Source organism: Campylobacter sp. CH246 (genome assembly GCF_004378835.1).
In the GTDB taxonomy this organism is placed as follows: Bacteria; Campylobacterota; Campylobacteria; order Campylobacterales; family Campylobacteraceae; genus Campylobacter_D; species Campylobacter_D jejuni.
The window spans coordinates 135,363-157,739 of sequence record NZ_RYYA01000004.1 but is presented as its reverse complement, the minus strand read 5'-3'; the positions used below and the strand labels follow the sequence as shown (position 1 = coordinate 157,739).

25 protein-coding genes and 2 pseudogenes are annotated in these 22,377 nt (G+C 30.0%); 4 read left to right on the top strand and 23 right to left on the bottom strand.

Going from position 1 to position 22,377, the window contains the following annotated elements; genetic code table 11:
- Positions 1 to 142 precede the first annotated feature (142 nt).
- Positions 143 to 880, bottom strand: coding sequence for a hypothetical protein (locus ELQ06_RS04790; protein WP_002899638.1), 738 nt, complete (start codon positions 878 to 880; stop codon positions 143 to 145).
- Positions 873 to 2,099: a membrane protein gene (locus ELQ06_RS04785; protein ID WP_002866017.1), complete on the bottom strand. Its 1,227-nt coding sequence runs from the start codon at positions 2,097 to 2,099 to the stop codon at positions 873 to 875. The genes ELQ06_RS04790 and ELQ06_RS04785 overlap by 8 nt, the downstream gene beginning before the upstream one ends.
- Positions 2,100 to 2,225: 126 nt before the next feature.
- Here ELQ06_RS04785 and ELQ06_RS04780 point away from each other — a divergent pair, with 126 nt between their 5' ends.
- Entirely contained in the window at positions 2,226 to 2,810 is a 585-nt protein-coding gene (locus ELQ06_RS04780; RefSeq protein WP_002881678.1) for a YigZ family protein, read from the top strand.
- A 43-nt stretch (positions 2,811 to 2,853) separates the two neighbouring features.
- On the opposite strand, the gene ELQ06_RS04775 is transcribed toward ELQ06_RS04780, so the two are convergent.
- From ELQ06_RS04775 to ELQ06_RS04750, 6 genes are all read right to left on the bottom strand, one after another.
- Positions 2,854 to 3,237 carry a hypothetical protein gene (locus ELQ06_RS04775; RefSeq protein ID WP_002928760.1) on the bottom strand — a complete coding sequence of 128 codons (384 nt, stop codon included), beginning with the start codon at positions 3,235 to 3,237 and terminating at the stop codon, positions 2,854 to 2,856.
- A gap of 74 nt (positions 3,238 to 3,311) precedes the next feature.
- Complete coding sequence (locus ELQ06_RS04770; RefSeq protein WP_002859498.1) at positions 3,312 to 3,647, bottom strand: hypothetical protein; 336 nt, start codon at positions 3,645 to 3,647, stop codon at positions 3,312 to 3,314.
- Positions 3,637 to 5,214: an ABC-F family ATP-binding cassette domain-containing protein gene (locus tag ELQ06_RS04765; protein WP_002928758.1), complete on the bottom strand. Its 1,578-nt coding sequence runs from the start codon at positions 5,212 to 5,214 to the stop codon at positions 3,637 to 3,639. The genes ELQ06_RS04770 and ELQ06_RS04765 overlap by 11 nt, the downstream gene beginning before the upstream one ends.
- Before the next feature lie 129 nt (positions 5,215 to 5,343).
- On the bottom strand, positions 5,344 to 5,760 hold the full coding sequence (locus ELQ06_RS04760) for a hypothetical protein (RefSeq protein WP_002824822.1): 417 nt from the start codon (positions 5,758 to 5,760) through the stop codon (positions 5,344 to 5,346).
- Positions 5,761 to 5,772: 12 nt separating this feature from the next.
- Positions 5,773 to 6,405 (bottom strand): toxin-antitoxin system YwqK family antitoxin, encoded by a 633-nt coding sequence (locus ELQ06_RS04755; RefSeq protein ID WP_002865799.1) that lies wholly within the window; start codon positions 6,403 to 6,405, stop codon positions 5,773 to 5,775.
- Positions 6,406 to 6,413: 8 nt separating this feature from the next.
- The gene (locus ELQ06_RS04750; protein ID WP_002855619.1) at positions 6,414 to 6,641 is read right to left on the bottom strand and encodes a superinfection immunity protein; all 228 of its coding nucleotides are present in this window, start codon (positions 6,639 to 6,641) and stop codon (positions 6,414 to 6,416) included.
- Between the two features lie 168 nt (positions 6,642 to 6,809).
- Between ELQ06_RS04750 and ELQ06_RS04745 the strand changes: the two genes are divergently transcribed.
- Together ELQ06_RS04745 and ELQ06_RS04740 are read left to right on the top strand one after the other, a co-directional pair.
- The gene (locus ELQ06_RS04745) at positions 6,810 to 7,019 is read left to right on the top strand and encodes a transcriptional regulator (protein ID WP_002778401.1); all 210 of its coding nucleotides are present in this window, start codon (positions 6,810 to 6,812) and stop codon (positions 7,017 to 7,019) included.
- Between the two features lie 60 nt (positions 7,020 to 7,079).
- Entirely contained in the window at positions 7,080 to 8,036 is a 957-nt protein-coding gene (locus ELQ06_RS04740) for a membrane protein (protein ID WP_002899648.1), read from the top strand.
- Positions 8,037 to 8,040: 4 nt separating this feature from the next.
- Here the strand turns inward: ELQ06_RS04740 and ELQ06_RS04735 are convergent, their stop codons facing one another.
- Together ELQ06_RS04735 and ELQ06_RS04730 are read right to left on the bottom strand one after the other, a co-directional pair.
- Positions 8,041 to 8,613: a YceI family protein gene (locus ELQ06_RS04735; RefSeq protein WP_002899651.1), complete on the bottom strand. Its 573-nt coding sequence runs from the start codon at positions 8,611 to 8,613 to the stop codon at positions 8,041 to 8,043.
- A 73-nt stretch (positions 8,614 to 8,686) separates the two neighbouring features.
- Positions 8,687 to 9,049 carry an HIT family protein gene (locus tag ELQ06_RS04730; RefSeq protein ID WP_002899653.1) on the bottom strand — a complete coding sequence of 121 codons (363 nt, stop codon included), beginning with the start codon at positions 9,047 to 9,049 and terminating at the stop codon, positions 8,687 to 8,689.
- Positions 9,050 to 9,155: 106 nt separating this feature from the next.
- Here ELQ06_RS04730 and ELQ06_RS04725 point away from each other — a divergent pair, with 106 nt between their 5' ends.
- Entirely contained in the window at positions 9,156 to 9,860 is a 705-nt protein-coding gene (locus ELQ06_RS04725) for a putative metalloprotease CJM1_0395 family protein (RefSeq protein WP_002899655.1), read from the top strand.
- An 82-nt stretch (positions 9,861 to 9,942) separates the two neighbouring features.
- Here the strand turns inward: ELQ06_RS04725 and ELQ06_RS09080 are convergent.
- From ELQ06_RS09080 to ELQ06_RS04665, 13 genes and pseudogenes are all read right to left on the bottom strand, one after another.
- Positions 9,943 to 10,134: pseudogene (locus ELQ06_RS09080) on the bottom strand (hypothetical protein); the annotation flags it as partial.
- 34 nt (positions 10,135 to 10,168) lie between these two features.
- Positions 10,169 to 10,822: a hypothetical protein gene (locus ELQ06_RS04715; RefSeq protein WP_052793921.1), complete on the bottom strand. Its 654-nt coding sequence runs from the start codon at positions 10,820 to 10,822 to the stop codon at positions 10,169 to 10,171.
- 22 nt (positions 10,823 to 10,844) lie between these two features.
- Positions 10,845 to 11,051: a hypothetical protein gene (locus ELQ06_RS04710; protein WP_134237478.1), complete on the bottom strand. Its 207-nt coding sequence runs from the start codon at positions 11,049 to 11,051 to the stop codon at positions 10,845 to 10,847.
- A gap of 27 nt (positions 11,052 to 11,078) precedes the next feature.
- Complete coding sequence (locus ELQ06_RS09035; protein WP_261006507.1) at positions 11,079 to 11,207, bottom strand: hypothetical protein; 129 nt, start codon at positions 11,205 to 11,207, stop codon at positions 11,079 to 11,081.
- 91 nt (positions 11,208 to 11,298) lie between these two features.
- Positions 11,299 to 11,376, bottom strand: a pseudogene (locus tag ELQ06_RS08930) (hypothetical protein); the annotation flags it as partial.
- A gap of 168 nt (positions 11,377 to 11,544) precedes the next feature.
- Complete coding sequence (locus ELQ06_RS04700; RefSeq protein WP_002851097.1) at positions 11,545 to 13,266, bottom strand: GMC family oxidoreductase; 1,722 nt, start codon at positions 13,264 to 13,266, stop codon at positions 11,545 to 11,547.
- Position 13,267: 1 nt separating this feature from the next.
- A complete protein-coding gene (locus ELQ06_RS04695) occupies positions 13,268 to 13,996 on the bottom strand; it encodes a gluconate 2-dehydrogenase subunit 3 family protein (protein WP_002857555.1) in 729 nt (242 codons plus the stop codon).
- Positions 13,997 to 14,131: 135 nt separating this feature from the next.
- Positions 14,132 to 14,836 carry a tetratricopeptide repeat protein gene (locus ELQ06_RS04690; RefSeq protein ID WP_002858736.1) on the bottom strand — a complete coding sequence of 235 codons (705 nt, stop codon included), beginning with the start codon at positions 14,834 to 14,836 and terminating at the stop codon, positions 14,132 to 14,134.
- Positions 14,836 to 16,665, bottom strand: a complete 1,830-nt coding sequence (locus ELQ06_RS04685; RefSeq protein ID WP_002858743.1) for a dynamin family protein — start codon at positions 16,663 to 16,665, stop codon at positions 14,836 to 14,838. Before ELQ06_RS04685 ends, ELQ06_RS04690 begins: the two co-directional genes overlap by 1 nt.
- Positions 16,655 to 18,841, bottom strand: coding sequence for a dynamin family protein (locus ELQ06_RS04680; protein ID WP_002899280.1), 2,187 nt, complete (start codon positions 18,839 to 18,841; stop codon positions 16,655 to 16,657). The genes ELQ06_RS04685 and ELQ06_RS04680 overlap by 11 nt, the downstream gene beginning before the upstream one ends.
- Before the next feature lie 27 nt (positions 18,842 to 18,868).
- Positions 18,869 to 19,594 carry a fumarate reductase iron-sulfur subunit gene (locus ELQ06_RS04675; RefSeq protein WP_002854302.1) on the bottom strand — a complete coding sequence of 242 codons (726 nt, stop codon included), beginning with the start codon at positions 19,592 to 19,594 and terminating at the stop codon, positions 18,869 to 18,871.
- Positions 19,587 to 21,578, bottom strand: a complete 1,992-nt coding sequence (locus ELQ06_RS04670) for a fumarate reductase flavoprotein subunit (protein ID WP_002854193.1) — start codon at positions 21,576 to 21,578, stop codon at positions 19,587 to 19,589. Before ELQ06_RS04670 ends, ELQ06_RS04675 begins: the two co-directional genes overlap by 8 nt.
- The gene (locus ELQ06_RS04665; protein ID WP_002883473.1) at positions 21,562 to 22,344 is read right to left on the bottom strand and encodes a fumarate reductase cytochrome b subunit; all 783 of its coding nucleotides are present in this window, start codon (positions 22,342 to 22,344) and stop codon (positions 21,562 to 21,564) included. Before ELQ06_RS04665 ends, ELQ06_RS04670 begins: the two co-directional genes overlap by 17 nt.
- Between the last annotated feature and the right edge of the window lie 33 nt (positions 22,345 to 22,377).

Here is a 22,377-nt window from a genome sequence, read left to right as displayed (position 1 = left end):
AAACTTTATAATTTAAAAGATTTTAAGTCCTTTTTTCAAAAAAAGGAAATGAAAGTATAACCAATTAAACTTAAAAGGGGATTAAACAAAGGATTAAATAGTATAAATATTTGTGTAAGTATTTATATAAGTATAATGGGGGCTATATTTTAGAGCACTCGTAATTTTTATTTTTTATACTAACAAATTGACTTTTAAGTGTTTTAAAATCTGGAATATAAGCATAACCGCTAAGCGTATCTATAACGATACAAAGAGCATGCTTTTTTGATAACAAACGTATAATGCAATCTGAATTATTCTTTGCTAAAGTTTTTTCATAGGCATAATTGGCATTTTTTAACGGAGAATACACTCTGCCCATTTCATCAAATACTAATCTAGTAAATCCTGAACAAGATCCTTTGAATTCAACCTTTTCTATTCCGAATCTTTTTGTAAGATTAAATCTTTGTGTAGTTTTTTCATCATCTTTACTAATAACTCCACTTTGACCTGAATTCATTAATTTGTTATGATTGATTACATCAACAGCAATTTCTCTATCTATATTGATTTCAGTTTTACCTAAATTAGCATTTCCATCGCCATTTTTATCCAAGAAAATAGTATATGTTTGATCATAACCTGTGGCAGCTGATTTTATAAAATAAATCTGCCATTTACTTTTAAACCACTCTCTTTTTGCAATAGTCAACTCATCAACTCTTATACCTTCTTGCATCATGGCTAAACTTTGGGTATATTGGATATCATTAAGAATTTGTATCGCACCTTCTAGTAGATTGTCTTTTTTTAAGTAAAGACTGCCTAAATTAAAAACTATACCTAAAATGAGAATTATAAACACAAATTCCAACAAACTGAAAGCTTTAATCATAGTTTAAAATCTGATATACTTTTTCATATTTTCCAAGTTTTACTTTAACAATTTTTTTGTCCATATCATGCTTATCGGCTTGTTTTAAAGCTTTTAAATAAAACTTATTGCTATTTTTTATTCCATAAAATCGCAATCTTTTTTGCAAACTTGGGGCTGTTGCAAGCTCTAAAACATCTTGTTTTTTTAATTCTAGTGCCAATTCTTTAGCAAAATGATAATTATTGGCAAAATGACGATTTGGATTGTTTATAAAATAATACAATAATTGATTAGCGACGATTAAAAAGTAACAAAATATCAAAAAAATTATAGAACATTCTATAAAGATTTTATACCTTAATCGAAAAACTGGTAATCTCACCCTATAACTTTGCATTAAAGTTTTTATAAGCAAAGGAGTGCAAATAACACAAAAAGGCAAAAAATCATCTAAAAAAAGTTTTTGTCTTAAAGAAAGCAACAAACAAAATACAAATGTTACGCTCATTAAAAACCATAATAAATTTTTATATTTTTGAAAAGTCAAACGATAAATAGTATAAAAAAAATACACAAAAACCAAAGGAGAAAAACATGCAGCAAAAATTCCTAAGGTATCTAAAAAATAACCTCTTGGACGACCACCTGTATCAAAACCATAAAAACTGATACTCGCTCCAAACAAAACAAGAGATAAGGTAAATAAAATAGCATTTCTTTTATAAATCCCAAAAAAGAAAAAAGTTAAAAATAAAATATTAAAAGATTTATCAACAAATAATACTATAATCAATAATATATAAAAAAGCCATTTTTTTTCATATTCGTAAGCACATAATATAGCAAGGGTTAAAAAAATCACCAAAGATGCGGCATTAACCAGTAAAGCACTTGCAACAGTACCCGGCAATAAAACAAATAACAATAAAGAAAAAAAAGCATCAATTTTAGTTTTAGTATATTTTAAAGCTAGCAAATACAAAAGCAAACAACTTAAAAAATGAAAAAATAAAAAAGGAAGCCTTAAACCAAAATCATTTTGCCCAAAAATAAAAGTTCCAAAATGAGATATATAATAAAGCAAACTATGAGAAAAAATAAGTGATTTACCCTGCTCACCAAAATAAATATCAGCTTCATCAGCACTAATACTCAGTGTTGAAATTCCATAAAGCAAAGCCAACAAATCAAGACTAAGTAAAATGATGATAAGTTTATAATTTTTGATTTTTTCCATAATGAAAATTTTACAAAATTAAACTTAAAATATCAATGCAAATCATATAAATATCAAATATCTTAAAAATTAACATCAAATTGATTTTAGTTTTTATAAGTATAATTTTAAACAAAAAAGGCAAAAATGCAAACTATTGATCAAATTTTTCAAACACAAATCGATATTAAAAAATCTATTTTCTTATCTTTTCTTTGCCCTTTTAAAGATTTTAAATTTTTAATAGAAACGCTAAAAAAAGAACATCCAAAAGCTGTTCATTTTGTCTATGCTTATCGTGTTTTAAATGATTTTAATCAAATTGTAGAAGATAAAAGCGATGATGGAGAGCCTAAAGGAACTTCTGGAATGCCAACTTTAAATGTTCTAAGGGGCTATGATCTTATCAATGCGGCTTTAATCACTGTAAGATATTTTGGTGGTATAAAACTTGGTACAGGGGGACTTGTAAGAGCCTATAGCGATGCGGCAAATGCCGTGATCAATAATTCTTCTTTACTTTCATTTGAATTGAAAAAAAATATAACCATTGCTATTGATTTAAAAAATTTAAATCGTTTTGAACATTTTTTAAAAACTTATTCTTTTAATTTCACAAAAGATTTTAAGGATTGCAAAGCTATATTACATATCAAATTAAATGAAAAAGAGGAGCAAGAATTTGAAATTTTTTGTAAAAATTTTGCACCTTTTGAAATAGAGAAATTATAAATTCTTGCAAGTAAATACAAAAGCTCCAAAATGGAGCTTTTGATTAAATTGCGTTCAATAAATCATTTAACAAAGTATTATTCTTACTTTGTTCATTTGCACCTTGTTGCGCAAGATCATTGTGAACGCTAGCACTTTGAGCTCTCATAGACAACTCGCCTTCATTTTGTCTAAAACGATAAGCGTAAACATTTGACATTTGAGCATAATTACTTAAATTTGAATTTGAGTTTTGCGCATTACTTTGAAAACTACTGCTAGAATTTAAAGCATCTCCGCTTGACTTCTCATCCGCCTTATTTAACATATCCATAAAATCAGAATCTCCAGATGAAGAATAATCTTCAACCTGTTTATCCACCTGTTTATACTGACCACTAATAGCATCGTATTCATACGAGCTAATCGTTCTATAATTTACCTGCATAGTTTTCTCCTTTCAAAATATGCAAAAACTATACAAGCAAAAAGCGTTCCTTTTTATGTAAAAATCAATGTTTTTTAATCATGGTGAGTAGGCAAATGCTCCACATCAAGCTCATTATTGGCTATAAATTCTTCCTTGGCTTTTTTACAGTTTTCATCACGCATTTTGCGGTATTCATTACGAATGGTGATTTCTTTATCGCTTAGAGGTCTATCTTCTAAAAAACTGATATGAAAATAAGTATCATCGCTCTTTGAATAAGTTTTATAAAAATCTATATAGTCAAAATAATCCTTGCCATTATCAAACTCTACGACTTCTTCTATATAAATCGTAGGCCCAAAACCCTTGTGATTTTGTGTATAATGCCCAAAACCTGCGCTGTATTGAATTCTAAATTTAGCCATCATTTTCTCCTAAAAATTCTTGATAAGTTCCACGAAAATCTGTAAGCTTACCATTTTCTAAATGCCAAATTCTATTAGCAAAAGCAGAAACTAACTCCCTATCGTGGCTGATACAAAGCACTACACCTTTGAAATTATACAAAGCTTCACCTAATGCAATAATACTTTCAAGATCTAAATGGTTATCAGGTTCGTCTAAAAGCAAGAAATTCGGACGCTCTAGCATTAAACGAGAAAGCATTAAACGATGTTTTTCACCCCCACTTAAACTTGCTGCCATTTTTTCTTGATCGCTGCCACTAAAAAGCATTCTACCTAAACACTTGCGGATTTCATCTAGATCTTTAAATTTTTCACTCATCAGCCATTCATAAAGTTTCAAATTTTCACAAATTAAATTACTTGTATCTTGAGGAAAATATCCAAGTTCTATAGTTGCCCCAAGATGTATAGATCCACTATCTGGACTTATAGCATGGGCGATGATTTTTGCTAAAGTACTTTTACCCACACCATTTGCTCCAATCAAAGCGATTTTATCATTTTTTTCTATTTTTAGCTCCAAATTTGAAAATAGTTGTTTATCATAAGCCTTGCCTATACCTTTAATTTCTAAAACTTCATTACCTATTTCACGATTGGTTCTAAATACTATACTAGGATCTCTACGGCTTGAAATTTTAATCTCTTCAAGCTCTAGTTTTTCAAGCGCCTTAGCACGGCTTGTGGCTTGTTTTGCTTTAGAAGCATTTGCACTAAAACGGCGAATGAAATTTTCTAATTCTTCTCTTTCTTTTAAGGTTTTATCGCGTTTAAGCTCAGCTTGTTTTGCCAAAAGCGTTGAAGCCATATACCAATCATCATAATTTCCCGCAAAATCACGAATTTGTTTAAAATCCACATCTAAAATTCTTGTGCAAATTTTATTTAAAAAATGCCTATCATGAGAGATGACAACCAAAGTTCCTTCATGTCTTAAAAGTTCATTTTCAAGCCAAGAAATCACCTCTAAATCAAGGTTATTTGTAGGCTCATCTAAAAAAAGTACATCGGCACCTAAAAACAAAACTTGAGCTAACAAAACTTTAAATTTATCCGCACTTTGTAAGGTGCTCATTAAAGCATCGAAATCTTTAATCTTTAAAGAACTTAAAATTTTTTCACAACGTGTTTCACAATCATAATTTGGATCTTCTTCAGCCGTTATTATCTCAAGCTCACCTAAACGCTCATTGATCTCATCAGTAAATTCCTCGCTCATATAAAGCTTTTCTTTTTCTTTTAAGGCCTCATATAAACGCTTATTTGCACACATCACTGCATCTTTGATGGTGTAGTTTTCAAAAGCAAATTGATCCTGTCCTAAAACTGCGATTTTCAAGCCTTCATCAAATACTATTTCACCACTACTTGACTCAATTTCTCCTGAAAGAATTTTTAAAAAAGTTGATTTTCCCGCACCATTAGCACCGATAAGTCCGTATCTTTGTCCTCGAACAAGTTTTAAATTAACATTTTCAAATAAAAGCTGATTTGCAAAACGCATAGTAAGATTTTTTACTTCAACCATGATTTTCCTTAAATTTTTTACTTATAAAAATTTTTAAGAAATTGTATCAAAAAAAGACTTGAAATTAATTGAGTATAAAATATTAGTAAGTCATGAAATTAATTCTATTGACTTACTTTAATAAAAATATTATTGGAAATCTCCATTGATATAAGTTATATCTGTAATTTTCACTTGATTTATGTTAGAAACCTTATAAACAACACTCCAAAGACCTTTTCTCTGTTCCCCTTTTAATGCAGCATTAATCGTAGCCATACAAGAATCAAAATTAAGATCAAAATTTGAAATGGAATTAATTTCGATCATATCAGTGTAATTTACCATTCCATCATGCTTGGCTATTTCCTTGAGGCCTTTTGCATAATCTTCATAATCAATCCCTTGGGCTTTAAGTCCGGATAATTCATAAAGATTTTTAAAAATTTCACTAGGAATTTTTTCTTTAAGATTTGAAACAACTGCCGTATTATCACATTTGTCTAATGAGTTGGCCTGAAGCAAGGCAAACCCCATTAAGAAAAATAAAATTACTTTTTTAAACATATCTAAACTCCTCTAATTTTTAGGTTTTGCTACTAAAATACCATCTTTATATTCTTCTTCTCTTACAATCTCCCCTTTTTTATATTCTCTAAAGACTCCATTTTTAAGTCCATTTTTATAATTTTCTTCGTCTTCTAAGGCGCCATTTTCATCATAACGCTTTTGTACTCCATCAAATTTACCTTTATTATCAAAATTATAATCACACATTAAAGTTCCATTTTCATAATATTCCTTGTAATTACCTTCAAATTCTGGCATACCATCTTCATTATAGCCAAGTAGTTTTCCCTTTGCTCTCATATTTCCATTCTCATAATAGCTTGCAAAATCACCATATCCGCGATTATCTTTAAAATGCACCTCCTCAAGTAATTGCCCATTTCTAGAATATTCCCTGCTAATTCCATCTTTTTTTCCATTTTTATAATTTTCTTCAGCTCTTAGCTGACCATTGTCATAAAAAGCTCTTTTTAACCCATGTATTCTTGAATCTTTATTATAGGGAATTTCTTCTTTTAAATTTCCATTTGGATATTTGTTTTGCTGAACTCTAGCCACATCGCTAGGTTGTCCAGGAAAATCACTTCCACAACCACTTAACAACATCGCAATTAAACTACAAATGCTTAAAAATTTTGTCATTTTTTCTCCTATTTCTCATTTTTTTCTTTAATAATAATAGTTTGCTTAAAACTTCCCGTAAAAGACCATATTAAACAAACAAGCCAAACAATAATAGTCCAACCAAAAAACAAATTTAGCAAAGAAATTATCAGCCAATTAGAATGCTTTCTGCTCAAACCAATAATAGCGGGCAACATGTATAATACAAACAATAATATTGTTACAAAAATAGACCCGCCACTTGCACCTTCCATGTAATTCTCCTTAAATAAAAATTTTATAAAAACTATTATTCCATATTATAACTTAATTAATATTGAAATATTAAATATATTTTATATAAAAGATTGAATATTTCAAGTGTTTTTAATAAAGAAATTTTAATGTAAAATTTTTCAAAGGCTAAATTTTTAAGGTAAAAAATGACAAAAAAGAGCAAGCGTGATATGGCATATGAACTAGACATTGATGTTAGCACTTTATATAATTGGAGAAAATATAAACCCAATTTATATCGTATTGTTATGCTTGGCTTTAAATTTGATGAACTTTTAGAAAACAGTAAAAAAACTCATGAAGAATTGCTTCATATAGAACAAACTATACAAGATGAGATTGCTAAATTTAAATAAAGTCCACTTTTAAGCTTTTTTCTATACAATTATCACTTTTATTAAAATCAAGGATTTGAAATGTTTTTATTAGATTTTTTAATATCATTGAGTTTTATTTTTGAAATTTCAGCACTTGTGCTATCCTTTTACTTTAAAAATTCAAGAATTTTCTTTTTAACTTTAGTGCTATTAGGAGCTAAGTTACCTTATTTTTATACAAGTTTTTTTCAAACTAATTTATTTGTGGCTTTGTTTTTACCTATGATTTTTACTCTATTTTGCCTTGGAAAACACCATGCTTTAATTTTAAGTAAAAAAAATATCACCTCAATTACAACCCTTATTTTTATAGGCGTTTTAAGCATCATTTTACCTAGAAATACTACTTTCAATAGCGCTGGTTTAGAATTCCATTTTATTACATTAAATTTTTTTAAGCCTGTGAGTGAATTAGGATTTTTATTTTTTTTAGTCGGCTTAATACTCATTTTTATCAAAACTTTTAAAACTAAAGAATATTATCTTCTTATCGCATTTTTTGCTGCATATTTTCAGTTTTTATTCCAAGAAGGAGCAGGAATAAGATATTTTGAATTTGCAAGTTTGGTTTTTTGTTTTTATCTTTTAAATCACGCTTATAGGTTAGCTTTTTTTGACACCTTAACAAAGCTACCCAATGAAAAAAGCCTTACACGCTTTACAAAAGGAAAAAACAACTATATCATTGCCTTGCTTCATTTTAATGAACTAAAAGATACCAAAGAAAGCTATACCAAACTCATTTTAAAACAAATTGCAAAAATTTTAAAACGCTTTAGAGCAAAAATTTTTATCGTAGAAAATGATTTTATTTTAATTTTTAATGATAAAAATCAAGCTTTAAATCATCTTGCTTTTTTAGAATCCACCTTGAAAAACACGGAATTTAATTTAGAAAATGAAAATTTTAAACCGGATTTTAAATTGATTTGGCAAGAAAGTGAAGAAAATTTGGATAAAAATTTACAAAGTCTAAGAGCAAGACTCTTAGACTAAAAAATTATTTTTCGTTCGCTTCAACTTCGATATTTAAATTAATATCATCACTTAAAGTAATAGTTGAAGTACTTGTTGCAAATTTAAAATCAGAGCGTTTAATTTTTCCATTTAAAGAAAATCCTATTTTTTCTTTTCCATCTTTGCCTTTAGCTACACCGCCGATTTCAGCATCTAAAACGATATCTTTAGAAACTCCAGCTATAGTTAAAGTTCCTGTCATTTTGCCTTTTTCATTATCGATTTTTTCATATTTTTTCATTGTAAAAGTCATATCAGGATATTTTTTTGCTTTGAAAAAATCATCTTGTTGTAAGTGATTATCTCTTGTTTGATTTTCTGTATTTACAGATGTGATTTTTATCGTTGCATCAAGCTTTTTAAATTCAGCACTCGCAGGATCAAAATCAATCACCGCAGAATAATCCTTGAAATTTCCTTTTACATTGCTAATTTGTAAATGTTTGATTTTAAAACCTACATCTGTATGTGCTTTATCTAAAGTATATTCTTTAGCAAACAAACCTGTGCTTAACAAAGACACCGCAACCAATGAACTCAATAAAACTTTTTTCATTTTTTTCCTTTTTTATAGTAATTTTCAATATAAAAATTTTATTAGATAAAACATAACAAATCATTAATAAAAATCAAAAAATTTTACTATTTAAAAATTTTACAAATTCTTCAAATTTAGGCAAATCAAGCTTTATTGCTTCTCTTTGCTGTTTTCCCCACATACACTCTGGAAAAAACGCATCTTCTTTAAATCTTGCCATAACATGAAAATGCACCCTTGGCACATAATTTGCAAAAGAGGCGATATTGATTTTTGCAGGTTTATAAAATTCTATCATAGCCTTTTCACAAAGTAAAATTTTTTCAAAAAGTTCCTTTTGCAACTCTAAAGGACAATCGCTAAATTCTTTATAAATTTCTTTAGTAAAAATTTTAAGCCAAGGCACTTGAGCCTCCTCTTTCTCTATATAAATCAAATCATTTTCATAAATCATTACATTCCTTTGAAATTGTATTTATGATTATTTTACAAAATTTATCAAATTTTTAAGTCAAAATGCGTTAAAATTCCTAAAATTTAAAAAACAAAAAGGAGGATAAGTGCAAATTAGTTCAAGTTATAACTCTTATGATTACTACTCTAGCAAACCTTCTTTTGATAAAACAAATCAATCTGATTCCAATCAAAAAGATGAAAAAAATCTTAGTGAAAATAAAGATGATAAAGAAAAAAATGGCGAACAAACCCAAATGGTTAATGGCGTAGAGCTAAGCCAAAAAGAAGTAGCTCAAGTTCGCGAACTCCAAAGTATCGATAGAAATGTAAAGGCTCATGAAGCTGCGCATCAAGCAGCGGGCGGCGGCTTAGCAGGTGCTGCAAGTTTTACTTATACAAGAGGCCCCGATAATCAAATGTATGCTACAGCGGGTGAAGTTCCTATCAGCATGCAAAAAGGAAACACACCAGAAGAAACTATAGCCAATGCAAGACAAATCGCAGCAGCAGCTATGGCTCCTGCTGATCCTAGCCCACAAGACTATAAAGTTGCAGCAAATGCTGCAAAAATGGAATTTGAAGCAAGAGCTGAAGCAATGAAGCTTAAAGCCGAAGAAGCCAAAGAAAAAGAAGAAGAAAATAAAGAAAAAGATGACAAAAATTCAGAAAATAGCTTAGAAAAAACAGATAAAGATTCAAAAAACAACGATAAAAATTCAAATTTTGATAAAGACTTTAAAAATTTTGTTGCTAGAACTTATCAACAAAACTCACAAAATAACGACATTAAATTCAATATCGCATCTTAAAATTCTTAATTTAAATAAAAAATTTACTCCAATCTTCCTTATAAATAAAGCTTTGTTTTAAAATTAAACAGATATATCTAAAAAATTTATCTTTTTTATTATCTGCTTTATCCACATTTGTAGTATTACTTTGCTTCTCTTCTTTTTTGGCTTCTAATTTTTTGTATATTCTTGCCATTCCATAAGCTTTAAAGTATCATATATTTGATGAACTTCCTTGGGTATACATTTATGGAAAACGATGACTTGAATTTGCATGTAAAATATTTAACATTTTTTATCCTTTTTATAATTCAATTTTTGCATTTTCAAGCCTTTATATCTATGCCTTGCTTATTCAGTATTTCTAAGATTTCTAAAACATCCATTCCATTTTCTTGTTGAACTTTTAAAAATTGTTGCCAAAAATTTGTTTTTACTTCATCTTTGTAAGTTTCGCTTTTACTTTCTGCTTGTATAGGTTTAAAAGTTTTTGTTTCTTGTTCTTTTTGGTTGTTATATTGTTCTTGTGCAGCTTGCATTTCTTGCTCAATATCTTTTCTGCTTTTCTCTGCAATTTCGCCAAATCTAGCTTCGTGTTTGGCTTGAAGATCTAACCATTTTTGTTTAAATTCTTCTACACTCATACTTGTGTGATAAATTTTTACATATTCTTTTTGTAAGTCTTCATCCAACCAATGCACCGAAGCTTTATTTTTTGCTTTAAAATCTTCAATTTCTTTAAAATCTTCTTGGCTTAATTCACCCTTTAAAATCTGATCTTGTATAGAGCCTTTAGCGATAGGAATTTCTTTTGTAAGTTCATCATAATAATCTTTATAAGATTTTAGAAGTTCATCTAAATTTGCAACATTTGACTTGTTTTTATCATTTGGAATTTGAGCGGTATTTTTATCGCCAAAATTCCAGTTATTTGTTGCGCTTATTCCAAAAATGCTTAAACTCGAATTTATAGTATTCATATTTTTTACCTTTTAATGTCATTTAAATTATGATATCAATTTTTTGTTTTTTCTGCAAGTATTTTATTAATTCTTTTTGCTCTTTTTGCATTATTTCAATTAAAGGTGTAAATTCTATATTTTCATTATTTGTATCGACAATACCCGCACCTTGAACTATACTATTTTTATCTAGCTTTAAATTATAGTTTCTATCATTCCAAGCTTTTTTGACTTCTTCACCACTCATAGAGTTATCAAAACCTTCAGTTTTTCCTTAACGCGTAGCCCATCCTTCTCTAGTATAAATATTCTCATTTATAATAGCTACTAAAAGCCCACCTTTAGTAATAGTGCCATCTTTGTTAGTGTATTTGCCCTGTATTAATATTTTCTTCACCGTCATTATTATTATTAAAAATATCTGTGGCAGAATTTCCTTTCATAAGATTTTCTGTAGTATTAAAAAACAATTTGTTTATTTTTGTATCAGTTGTATTTTCACCTCTAATTTTAGTAAGTGTCTGTAGAGGATTATTTCCAAAATATCTATTAAAAGAACTTAAAGTAATCATCTTGTATACCACCCTCCAAGAGCAGACTACATTTGCCTTTTTGTATAATTGTAGTTTGAATAAGAATTTATACCATTAATCATTTTTGCCTTCCTTGATATTATACTATATCGGCAGAAAATTAAAAATTTATAATCTTGAGAGTTTTCAAAAACTCTCAAGTTATTATCAAGCTAAGCTTTTTCCACTTTTATGATATTTTAAAATACCTTCAGCACAGCGATAAGCCAAAGCTCCCACAGTATCAGTTGGATTATATCCACTATTGTGTTGGAAATTTCCTGCTCCTACAACAAAAAGATTATCCGCATCCCAGTGTTGTAAATAAGTATTAACCACACTAGTTTCTCTATCTGCGCCCATTGTTGTTCCACCTGTGTTATGAGTAGATTGATAAGGCACAACGCTATAATCCTTAAGATAAGCACCTTTTTTGATTGATTTTACTCCTTGCATTCTTTTTGCTACCTCAGCTGTTTTATCTGTGATAAATTTATGCAAAGCTCTATCTTGATCGGTAAAATTATAAGTTAAGCGTAAAAGTGGCATACCAAAAGCATCTTTATAAGTTGGATCAAGACTTAAATAATTATTCTTATGAGGCAAAGAAGCACCTTGCCCTCCTACTGTAATAGCTCTTGTGAAATTATAATTTAATGCTTTTTTAAATTCGGCACCCCAAGTTGGAGCTCCTGCTGGAAGTGGGGCTGATTGTATAGGGCGAGTTCCAAGCTGAACGCTATAAATCATAGCTCCATGAAGGAATTTTTCCTTAGAATGATCAAAATTATCTCCGTTAAAATCATCACTCGTAGTTCCTAAAGCACCTGAACCCATAAAGGTATTAAATTGCTCATCAAAGAAAGCTGTTGTGCCCATGTTCATTTGATAACAATAATTTCTACCTAAAGTTCCTTTACCTGTTTTTGGATCGTATTGCTCACCTATGTTACTTACCATTAAAAGCTTAGCATTGTTAAACATATAACTTGTAAGTACAACTATATCAGCAGGCTGGATATACTCTTTCATCGTTCTAGTATCGACAAATTTTACCCCTGTTACTTTTCCGTCTTTTTTAAGAATTTGCGTTACATTGCTATAAGTGCGTATAGTGTATTTACCTGTGCTCATAGCCTTTGGAATTACTGTGTTTAAAGGACTTGCTTTTGCGCCATACTCACAACCAAAACGCTCACAATACGCACAGTATTGACAAGGAGCTAAATCTTGACCATCAGGGTTTGTATAGCCACCTTTAGAATTTGAAGCTGGCAAACGATAAGTGTGTAAATTTGAACTTTTTGCTGCACTTTCAAATCGTTTAAGCATTTTAGTATTTTCAAGAGGTTCTTGTGGATAAGGACTAGATCTAAAAGCCCCCATTTTTTCTGCTAAAGGATTTGGCTCACCTGATACCCCACAGGTTTTTTCAAATCTATCATAATAAGGCTCCATATCCTTATAAGTCACACCCCAATCTTGCAAGGTATAATCATTGCCTAATTTATTACCATATCTTTGTTTGCTTAGGGTTTGAATTTCAAAATCATAAGGCATAAACCTAAAAGTCCAACCATTCCAATGCACCCCTGCACCGCCAACATTATTACCCAATAAAAACGAACCCATTTTACGATAAGGTAAGGCTAAACCACTAGGATCATGGCGAAAAGTCACAGTGTCTTTTGAGCAATCTTGCATCAAACCATAATTAATCCCATATCTCCACTCATCATGGATATAATTAAAATTTTCAGTACTTTGCATATGTCCGCGTTCTAAACTAAGTACATTCAAACCTGCTTTAGTAAGCTCTGCAGCCACTATACCTCCAGTCCATCCTGCTCCAACTGTTACTACATCTACTTTTTTTAATACTTCAGCCATTTTAACTCTCCATATCTGCTAAACCCATAGGTTCAATGTTAAAAAATTCATCACTTGCAATTTTATCCACATAGCTCATTTGTGCGCCTGGATATTGCATCATTCTCCAACCATTTTTATTATCATTTCCGCCATAAATTGGATCAGCTAAAACTCCAGCTACTGTCATATCTCTTAAAAGTGTGAAAAAATAAGAAGATTTAAAACCTGTAGTTTGAATTTTTCCTTTTTCAAAATCGCTTAAAATTTTATCCTGATCTCCACCTTTAAGCAAAGAAAAAGATTTTTTATAACGCTTTTGAGCATTTTCTTCAAGAGCATGCACGCCTTCTAAAAAAATATCTTTGCGTTGCATAGGAGTTTGATAGCCTTGTTCGGCTTTGCCCTCCATGAAAGGCCCTTGCATATATTCTCTATCATTATAACCATAAGCACTAGCTAGCTGATTATCGATAAAATAAGGCACGCCTAAACCTATAGCTCCTTCTCCTTGCTCATCTTTAGGATAAATTCTTTCACAGGCTGCACTTAAGGTATCAAATTCAGTTTGAGTTTGAAAAAACATTCTACCTCTAATTTTATTTGATTTTCCTTGTGAAGCTTGATGCGAATGCGTAAGTTCTGCTGCCTTTAAAACAGCACCGCCACCTATAGTGCTAGCTGCTACTACAGAACCACCTAGAAGCCCTAGTTTAAAAAAGCTTCTGCGATCAATAATATTGTCTTGCATTACTTCTCCTTGATAATAATTTAAACAAGACTATATTAGTCCTATTAATATAAATTTAACTTTAAAAAGCGATAAATTTTGTGTTATTCTTAATTTTATTTAAGTATATCTTTGAAAGTAATGAAAATAGAACTTTTAATAAAGCTCTATATCTTTAGAATTAAGTTCTTTATAAGCTGCACAAGCTTCTTGATGTTTTTGATCACAAGCCATACCAAAATATCTTTTTGCCTTTGTTAGATCTTGTTTTTCTAGTTGATTATAGCGTCCTAGCAAATAACAAGCCTCACCAAAACCTAAAGTGCAAGATTTAGAATAAAAAGCAAGAGCAGATTTTACACTTGCTTTAACAAGCTCTCCTTTATCATATAAAGATCCTAACTGATAACAAGCTCTTGCATTTTTTAAATCACAAGATCTTTTATAAAAACTTGAGGCCATTTGTCCATCTTTTTCTTTTTCATAAAATAAAGCTATATTATTACAACTTAATGATTCTCCTAAAGTGCAAGCTTTATTAAAAGCCAAAAGAGCTTCATTTTCATAACCTTGATTTTGCAAAAGCAAAGCCATATTAGAACACGCATTTGCTAAACCCAATTTACAAGCTTTATCATAAAATTTATAAGCTTGATTTAAATCCTTACTCACACCCCTAGCACTTTCATGCATAAAAGCTAAAGAAAAACAAGCTTTAGAAATATCTTTTTCACAAAGACTTTTAAAAATTTCATAAGCTTTATCAAATTTATTTGCCTCGTAAAGTTTTAAACCCTCTTCTAGTTCACTTAATGCAAATAATGAATTAAAAAATAAAAATAAAGTTAAAAATATTCTCATTAATCTTCCTTTATACTTTCTCTAACATTTAAAATCTGTGCTCTTCTTTTTTGAAGCTCTGCTTTTTTAAGATCTAAAAATTTATTTTTTTCTTGGATTAAATTTTGACTTTGTTCTAAAAAATTTTTTGCAATTTTTGTCAAAATAGGCTTATTAATAAGCAAAGTTTCAAACTCATAAACATTTAATTCATTTAAAACTCTTTCATAAATTTCACTTTTTTTAGGATAAAAAAGTACAAATTCAGAACTATCAAGCTCATAAAGAACACGACTTTCATTGATTTTACGACTAAAAAATGCAAGGCTTAGTTTCGTAGCATTTTCATAATTTGTAAAAGCCTTAAGATTTAATTTTTCAAAAAATAAATCAAGCTCTAAAATACTTTTAAATAAAAGCTCCTTAAAATCTTTCAAAAAGTACTCATCACTTGCATTGCAAAAAGCTCTTAATTCACTAAAATTTTTATCACTTTGGAAAATGTGATCTTTTTGTATGTTTGAAAATTCTGCTTTAAAAAGCAAAATTTCTCTTTCAAGTATGTTTATAAAATCTTTTAATTTCATCTTGATTTCTTCAAAAGATTTATAAAGTTCATTTTTGATTTTTTTAAACTCTTTACTCATCACATCACTATTATAAAACATCGCCAAAAAAGCATCGTCGCTTGAAATATAAGGCGCTTTATAATCATATCTTGTGTATAAATCTTTCTTTAAAAATCCTTTGCTTTCTTTGTAAAAATAAGCATCTTTTTCCTTAACACTTGCAAAAATTTCACTAGAAATTCTTTCGCTAATGCTTTTAAGCTGTTCTAAAATCTGATGATTTAAAATTTCAATCTCTTTTAAAAAATTTTCATACGCTAAAAGTAAATGCTTTTCATAACTTTGAAATTGATTTAATAAACGATCAAAAATACCTACAAAAAGTTGGTTTTCATCTTCTAAAATTTCGCATAAATTTAAAATTTTTCTTTTAACAAATTTTTCTTTTAAAACTGTTGTATCTAGCTGAGTTAAAAAATCAAGCAAAGATTGAAAATTAGATTTTTCATAGCTTTGCTCATCTTTAGCTTCTTTGCAAGAAATAGCAATAAGCTCATTAAAATATTTTAAAAACACACTTTTTGCATAATTTAAAACATTATCTAGCTCTTCTGCGCTTAATTTATCTTTTTGATTTAATACACAAATGCTATTTTCTCCTAAAAGTTCTAAATTTGCTTTTATGGCATCTTCTTCACTTTTTTTACCTGCATTATCAATTAAACTTAACCAAATCGCCCCATGAATATTTTTAAGTTCATCAAGAGTTGTTAAAGTATCATTTTCATTTGCATTTAAACCTGGAGTATCTACAAGAGTGATTTTTTCAAGTAAAGGAATGGGTGCAAAAATATGCAAACTTTTTGCTTGTTTTACTTCATTTCTTTGATCCGTATAAAAGGCTAATTTTTCTATATTTGTGATAATATCACTTCCATCTTCAAATTCTACTCTTAAAAAATATTCTTTTGCATAGCGTAAAAAAGTAGGTTTAAAAGTAACAGGAACAACACCCGTAGGCAAACAATCACGCCCTAAGATCAAATTTAGCAAACTTGATTTACCACTTGAAAACTGCCCTATAATAGCGATATTAACATTCTTATCCAAAGAAAACACAAGCTCTTTTAATTCATTTTCTAAAGCATAACTTGCGTGCATAAAAGGCTCGTTAAGTTCCTTGCAAAGCTCTTGAATACGCCCTTTAAAACTATCATCAAAACTCACGCTATAGGTATTTTCATAGGCTTTTATAAAATCATTTAAAAGATTAATCTGCATTTAAAAGCCCCATTTCAAGTTGTTTTAATTTTTCAATTTTTTCTAAATTTTCTTCAAAAGAATTTAAAATATTAGCATCTTGATTTTTCAGACTCTGTAAAACTTTTTCAAGACTTTCTAATTTTGATTTTTGATTTTTTTCATAATGTTTTAATTTATCATTTAAAAACTCAAAAAATGCTCCATTGATATTTAAAGAGTTTAAAATTTCGCTCATTTTAAATTCTTTAAAAGTATCAAAAATAACCGTATCTAAATTCGTTTCAAGCTCATATAAATCTGATTTTAGATTGCTTAATTTTTCAATTTTCAATCTTAAAAGTGCAAATTTTTCGCTTTGAAAAATACTATCTATATTTTTTGAAATTCCATCTTTAAAACCTTCAAAACCATTATCAAAATCATCTTTTAAAAAATCATATTTTAAAGATAAATTTGTTTTAAGCTCCTCGATTTTTTTAATATTTTCAAATTTAATTTCTCTTAAAATATCATTAATCCCATCTTTTGTGGTAATATCAACTATATTTAAAATACGAGAAAGATTAAGCTTTTGTGCATTATTTTTCAAATATTTAAACTCATCTATCAAGCGTTCTTTTAATTTTTTAGCCAAAAGTAAAACAAGATTATCTATGCCACTATCTATATTTTTAAGTTTTGCAATGGAATTTGAAATTTCATCTTGTGCTTCTTTTAATAAGGTGTTTTGCTTTTGAAGTTCAAGTAAAAGCTTTTGATTTTCTTCACTTACACCTTGTTTATTCTCCTTAATAAGACGATTTTGCATTTCATATTCGCTTAGAATATTTTTAAGCTCTAAATGCAATTCTTTTTTGTAAGCTCTTAAGGCAATCTTACTTTTTTCTCCTGCATAAAGCTCGTTAAAAAGATAGTTTTCAAATTCTTGCATACCACTTTTTTGCAAGCTTTCCTTGGACGCTAAACCTTTATAAAAATCACTTGCCATTTTAGCGCTCACACATAAAAAATCAATCTTTTCCACTAAATTTTCATCTAAATCCACAAGTCTTGATTTTAAGCTTTCCTTGGTATAAACAATGACTTCTTCTAAATCCTTTTTGCTTAACAAATCCGCTTTAGTTAAAACAATTAAAAACTTACTCAGCCTTGAATTTAAAAGACAATGCACCAAAAAGTCTGCATCTTTTTGAGTCAAGCTTTGAGAAGCATTCATTAAATGAATTAAAAAATCACTTTCTCTAAGATACTCATTTGTAACAATTTCTCTTTGAACTACAACATCATCAAGCCCTGGAGTATCAACTATAGAAATATTATTTTTTAAAAATTCTAAATGACTTTTAATTTCTATTTTTTTAATTAAAGCTGAAATTTTATTTTTAGCAGAACTGAAATTTTTAAGCTCACAAAGTGCGATATTTTGTATCAAAGGTTTATCTTTAATAAAATCTTCTATATTTACACTCTTATCCAGCTTATCAATAAATTCTTTTAAATCTGCATTAAAGTGCAAACTTTCAAGTATATTTTGCCATTCTTTTTTATCCCAAAAATATATCTTTGCTTCTTCACTCTTACCATAGCTTAATACTGTTAAATTAGCTGTTTCAGGTATGTTTGAAACCCCTAAAAAATCTTCTTTTAAAAGAGCATTTAAAAGACTTGATTTTCCTGCATTCATCACGCCAGTGATGGCTATATTAAACTCTAAATTTTGAAATTTTTCCAAAGTTTTTTGAAGTCTTGATTTTAAATTTTCATCAAAACTTAGCTTTTGAAGCTCTAAATTAATGGTGTTTAATTCTTTAAAATCATTTTGAAATAAAGCTTTTTGATCTATACTTTGAACTTTTTCTTGTAAAATAAAATCAAATATTTCGGTATTTTTCGAAATTTTTTCTAAAATTTTTAGAGCCTTAAGTAAATCTTGCTTTGAAATAAAACCTGATTTAAAAAGATTTAAAATACAAATTTGAGCATTTTGCATACTAAAAATATCCACTCTTAAATCAATTTTTTTGCAAAGCTCTTGAAATTCTTTTAAGAGAAAATATCTTTCATAATTGTCTTTATTGACACTTAAAATAATCGCACACTCGGCTGTATCAAGTTTGCTTTTATCTTGAAATTTAGCATCAAAATTTAAAAATTGGAGTTCATTTTGCCAAATTTTTTGGAATAATTCTTTCACAATCTTCCCCTTAAAAAGGGGAAAGATTTATTTATTTCTTTGAGCGACAAGTTGTCTTCTCATATAAGCGATTTTACTTTGTAAAGGTAATTCTTTAGGGCAATTATCTTCACAAGCAAGCAATGACATACAACCAAAAACACCATCATCATCGCCTACTAATTCATAAAAATCTTCCACACTTCTATGGTCATGCGGATCTTGTAAATATCTAGCTGTTCTTAAAAGCCCTGTAGCAGCTATGAAATTTGGGCGCATAAGTTTAGTTGCACAAGAAGCTACACAAATTCCACACTCTATACAACGATCAAGTTCAAAAGTTTCATCCGCAACTTCTGGCTCAATGCGTTCTTCAAGTTTAGAAATATCAGTTTCTTTTTCATTATGCACCCAGCTTTCAACACGCTTACACATGTCTTCAAACCACTCGCCTGTATTCACGCTTAAATCTTTAATATGCCTAAATGCAGGCATAGGCATAAGCTCTATCACTCCATCAGGATAATCTTTAGTCAAAGTTTTACAAGCAAGTTTTGGCACTCCATTAATCATCATTGCACAAGATCCGCAAATCCCTGCACGACAAACAAAGTCAAAACTCAGATCTGCATCCATTTTTTCACGGATCAAAGTCAAACATACAAAAACCGTCATAAAAGGAGTTTCTTCAAGCTCATAAGTCACAAAATGTGGTTTAGAAATTTTGCTTAAAGGATTGTATTTAAATGCCTTTATTGTCAATTTTCTACTCATAATCAACTCCTATTCTTTGGTTTGGTGCTTTATATTTAGCTTGCAATTCATAAGGCATTAAGGCGTTTTGAATTTCATAACGACCTTTGCCTTCAGCTTCCATTTTTTCACGGATAGCATCCACTTCAGCTTGGCGTTTTTCACTTAAAGGATTTTCTATAATATTTCCTTTAGCACCGTATCCACGGAATGCTGGTGGAATTTCCATTTTCATAATATCAAGCTCTTCGTATTCTATGCGTGGTAAGGTTTCGCCTTCTACCCAAAAAGTATTGGTTCTTTTCATCCAATTTAAATCATCTCTTTTTGGATAATCTTCCCTATAATGCGCCCCACGACTTTCTGTTCTTAAAAGCGCTCCATAAGCTACGCAAAGTGCTATTTTTAACATTCTTGGCACTCTATACGCTTCTTCAAGCTCTGGATTTGCACAATCAAGTTCTTTACAATGTACTTTAACGTCTTGAGAATCTTTATAAAGTTTTTCAAGTTCATCTACTGCTTCTTTCAAACCTTCACCTGTTCTAAAGATGGCCACCTTATCCCACATGATTTCTTTCATTCTGTTTTTGATTTCAAAAACATTATGTTTACCTTCTTTATCTACTAAAGATTTTAAATATTGATACTCTTTAGTTAAGAAGTCTTTTACTACATTTGTGTCAATTACTTCACCATTATTTTTACAATAATCTGCAAAATAATCTCCCACTATCATACCTGCTACAACAGTTTCAGCACATGAATTTCCACCTAAACGATTAAATCCGTGCATATCCCAGCAAGCTGCTTCTCCACAAGCAAAAAGTCCGTTTAACCATTGACTTTCACCCGTTGGTTTAGTTCTAATTCCACCCATAGAATAATGCTGCATTGGAAGAACTGGCGCCCAACCTTTTGGACCCTCATCTGCTGGATCAATACCATTAAAAGTTTTACAAATATCTTGTACATCGCGGAGATTTTTTTCCACATGAGCTCTTCCAAGTATAGAAATATCAAGCCATAAATGATCCCCATAAGGGCTTTTTACACCTTTGCCTTTACGAATATGTTCCATCATTCTACGACTTACCACATCACGGCTTGCAAGTTCTTTTTTCTCTGGTTCATAATCAGGCATAAAACGATATCCATCCACATCGCGTAAAATTCCACCATCACCACGACAGCCCTCAGTAAGCAAAATACCGCTTGGCACAATAGGAGTTGGATGAAATTGCACTGCTTCCATATTTGAAAGTCTGCAAAGCCCTGTTTCAAGAGCGATGGCTGCACCTGTTCCTTCACAAATTACCGCATTTGTAGTTTGTTTATAAATTCTACCATAGCCCCCTGTTGCTATCATGGTTCCTCTTGCAATATAAGCAATGAGTTGTCCATTAGTTAAATCTCTAGCGATCACACCTAAGCATTTTTTACCATCATGGATAATTCTTACTGCTTCCATTCTATCAATAATTTTTACTTGATGTTTAATAGCTTCATTTGCTACACCATAAAGCATACAATGCCCTGTTGCATCTGCGATATAGCAAGTTCTCCATTTTTTAGTTCCACCAAAATCTCTAGCATTAATAAGCCCGTGCGCTTCTTCTTTTTCTTCAATCACAGTTTTTTGTGCATTGATTACAACAGTTCTTGGACCTTTAGTAACTCTAGTCCAAGGCACACCCCAAGCCGCAAGCTCACGCACTGCTTTTGGCGCAGTTTGAGCAAACATTCTTGCTACTTCTTGATCACAGCCCCAATCACTTCCTTTTACTGTATCTGCAAAGTGAAGATCTTCATTATCACCCTCACCTTTTGCCCCATTTGCTAAACTTGCCTGCATACCTCCTTGCACCGCTGCAGAGTGAGAACGCTTCACTGGACAAATACTTAAAAGTGTTACACTTTGGCCACTCTTTGCTACTTCAATAGCCGCTCTAAGACCTGCCAATCCTCCGCCTATTACCAAAGCATCACTATATTGTATATTCATAATTTGCTCCATTGTAGTTTTTTATCATCGCAGTAGTTTGGGTTTGATTTTGGTAATTTTCATAACCTATTTTTATAAATGCTACAAGACTTAACACACCTAACACTAGGAAGAAAATACTGATTATCCATTTAGCAGTTTTAAGCTTTTTACGACTTTCTTTTACATTTTTTCCTTCAAACCAACCCCATTTAACACAAAGTCTATAAAGCCCTATACTTCCATGAAGTTCAACACAGACTAAAAGAACAGCATAAAAAAGCCACATAAAATGACTTACAACCCTATCTCCTGACATATCGCCGCTGATTTTATCTGCATTGGTTACAATAAAAATAAGATGAGCAGAACCTAAGAAAAACATAATAAAACCTGTAAAAGCTTGAACCCACCATAACGAAGTATCGCTGTGATTCATTTTTTTGCTGTGTGTTCTTAGTATTTGATATTGACGGTAATTAATAGGAAATTTTCTCATTGCAAGTAAAGCATGAACGAAAAAAACCACTAAAACACAGGCGGCTAAAAATGAAGTAAGATAACTCATAACAGGATTATCGTAAACAAATTTTAATTCTAAAAAATGTACCACAGAATTAAAAAAATCCTCACTGACTAAAATTGTAGAAACAAAAAGCATATGCACCCACATAAAAAGACCTAAAAAAAGCCCTGAGGCACTTTGGATAAAGTCTAATTTCGCAGGCATTTTACTTTTTTTGCCCTCAATGCTCTTACCCAAATAACCTTCGATAAGCTCACGCATCTTTACTCCTTTGTAAAAAGAAATTAAAAAAAT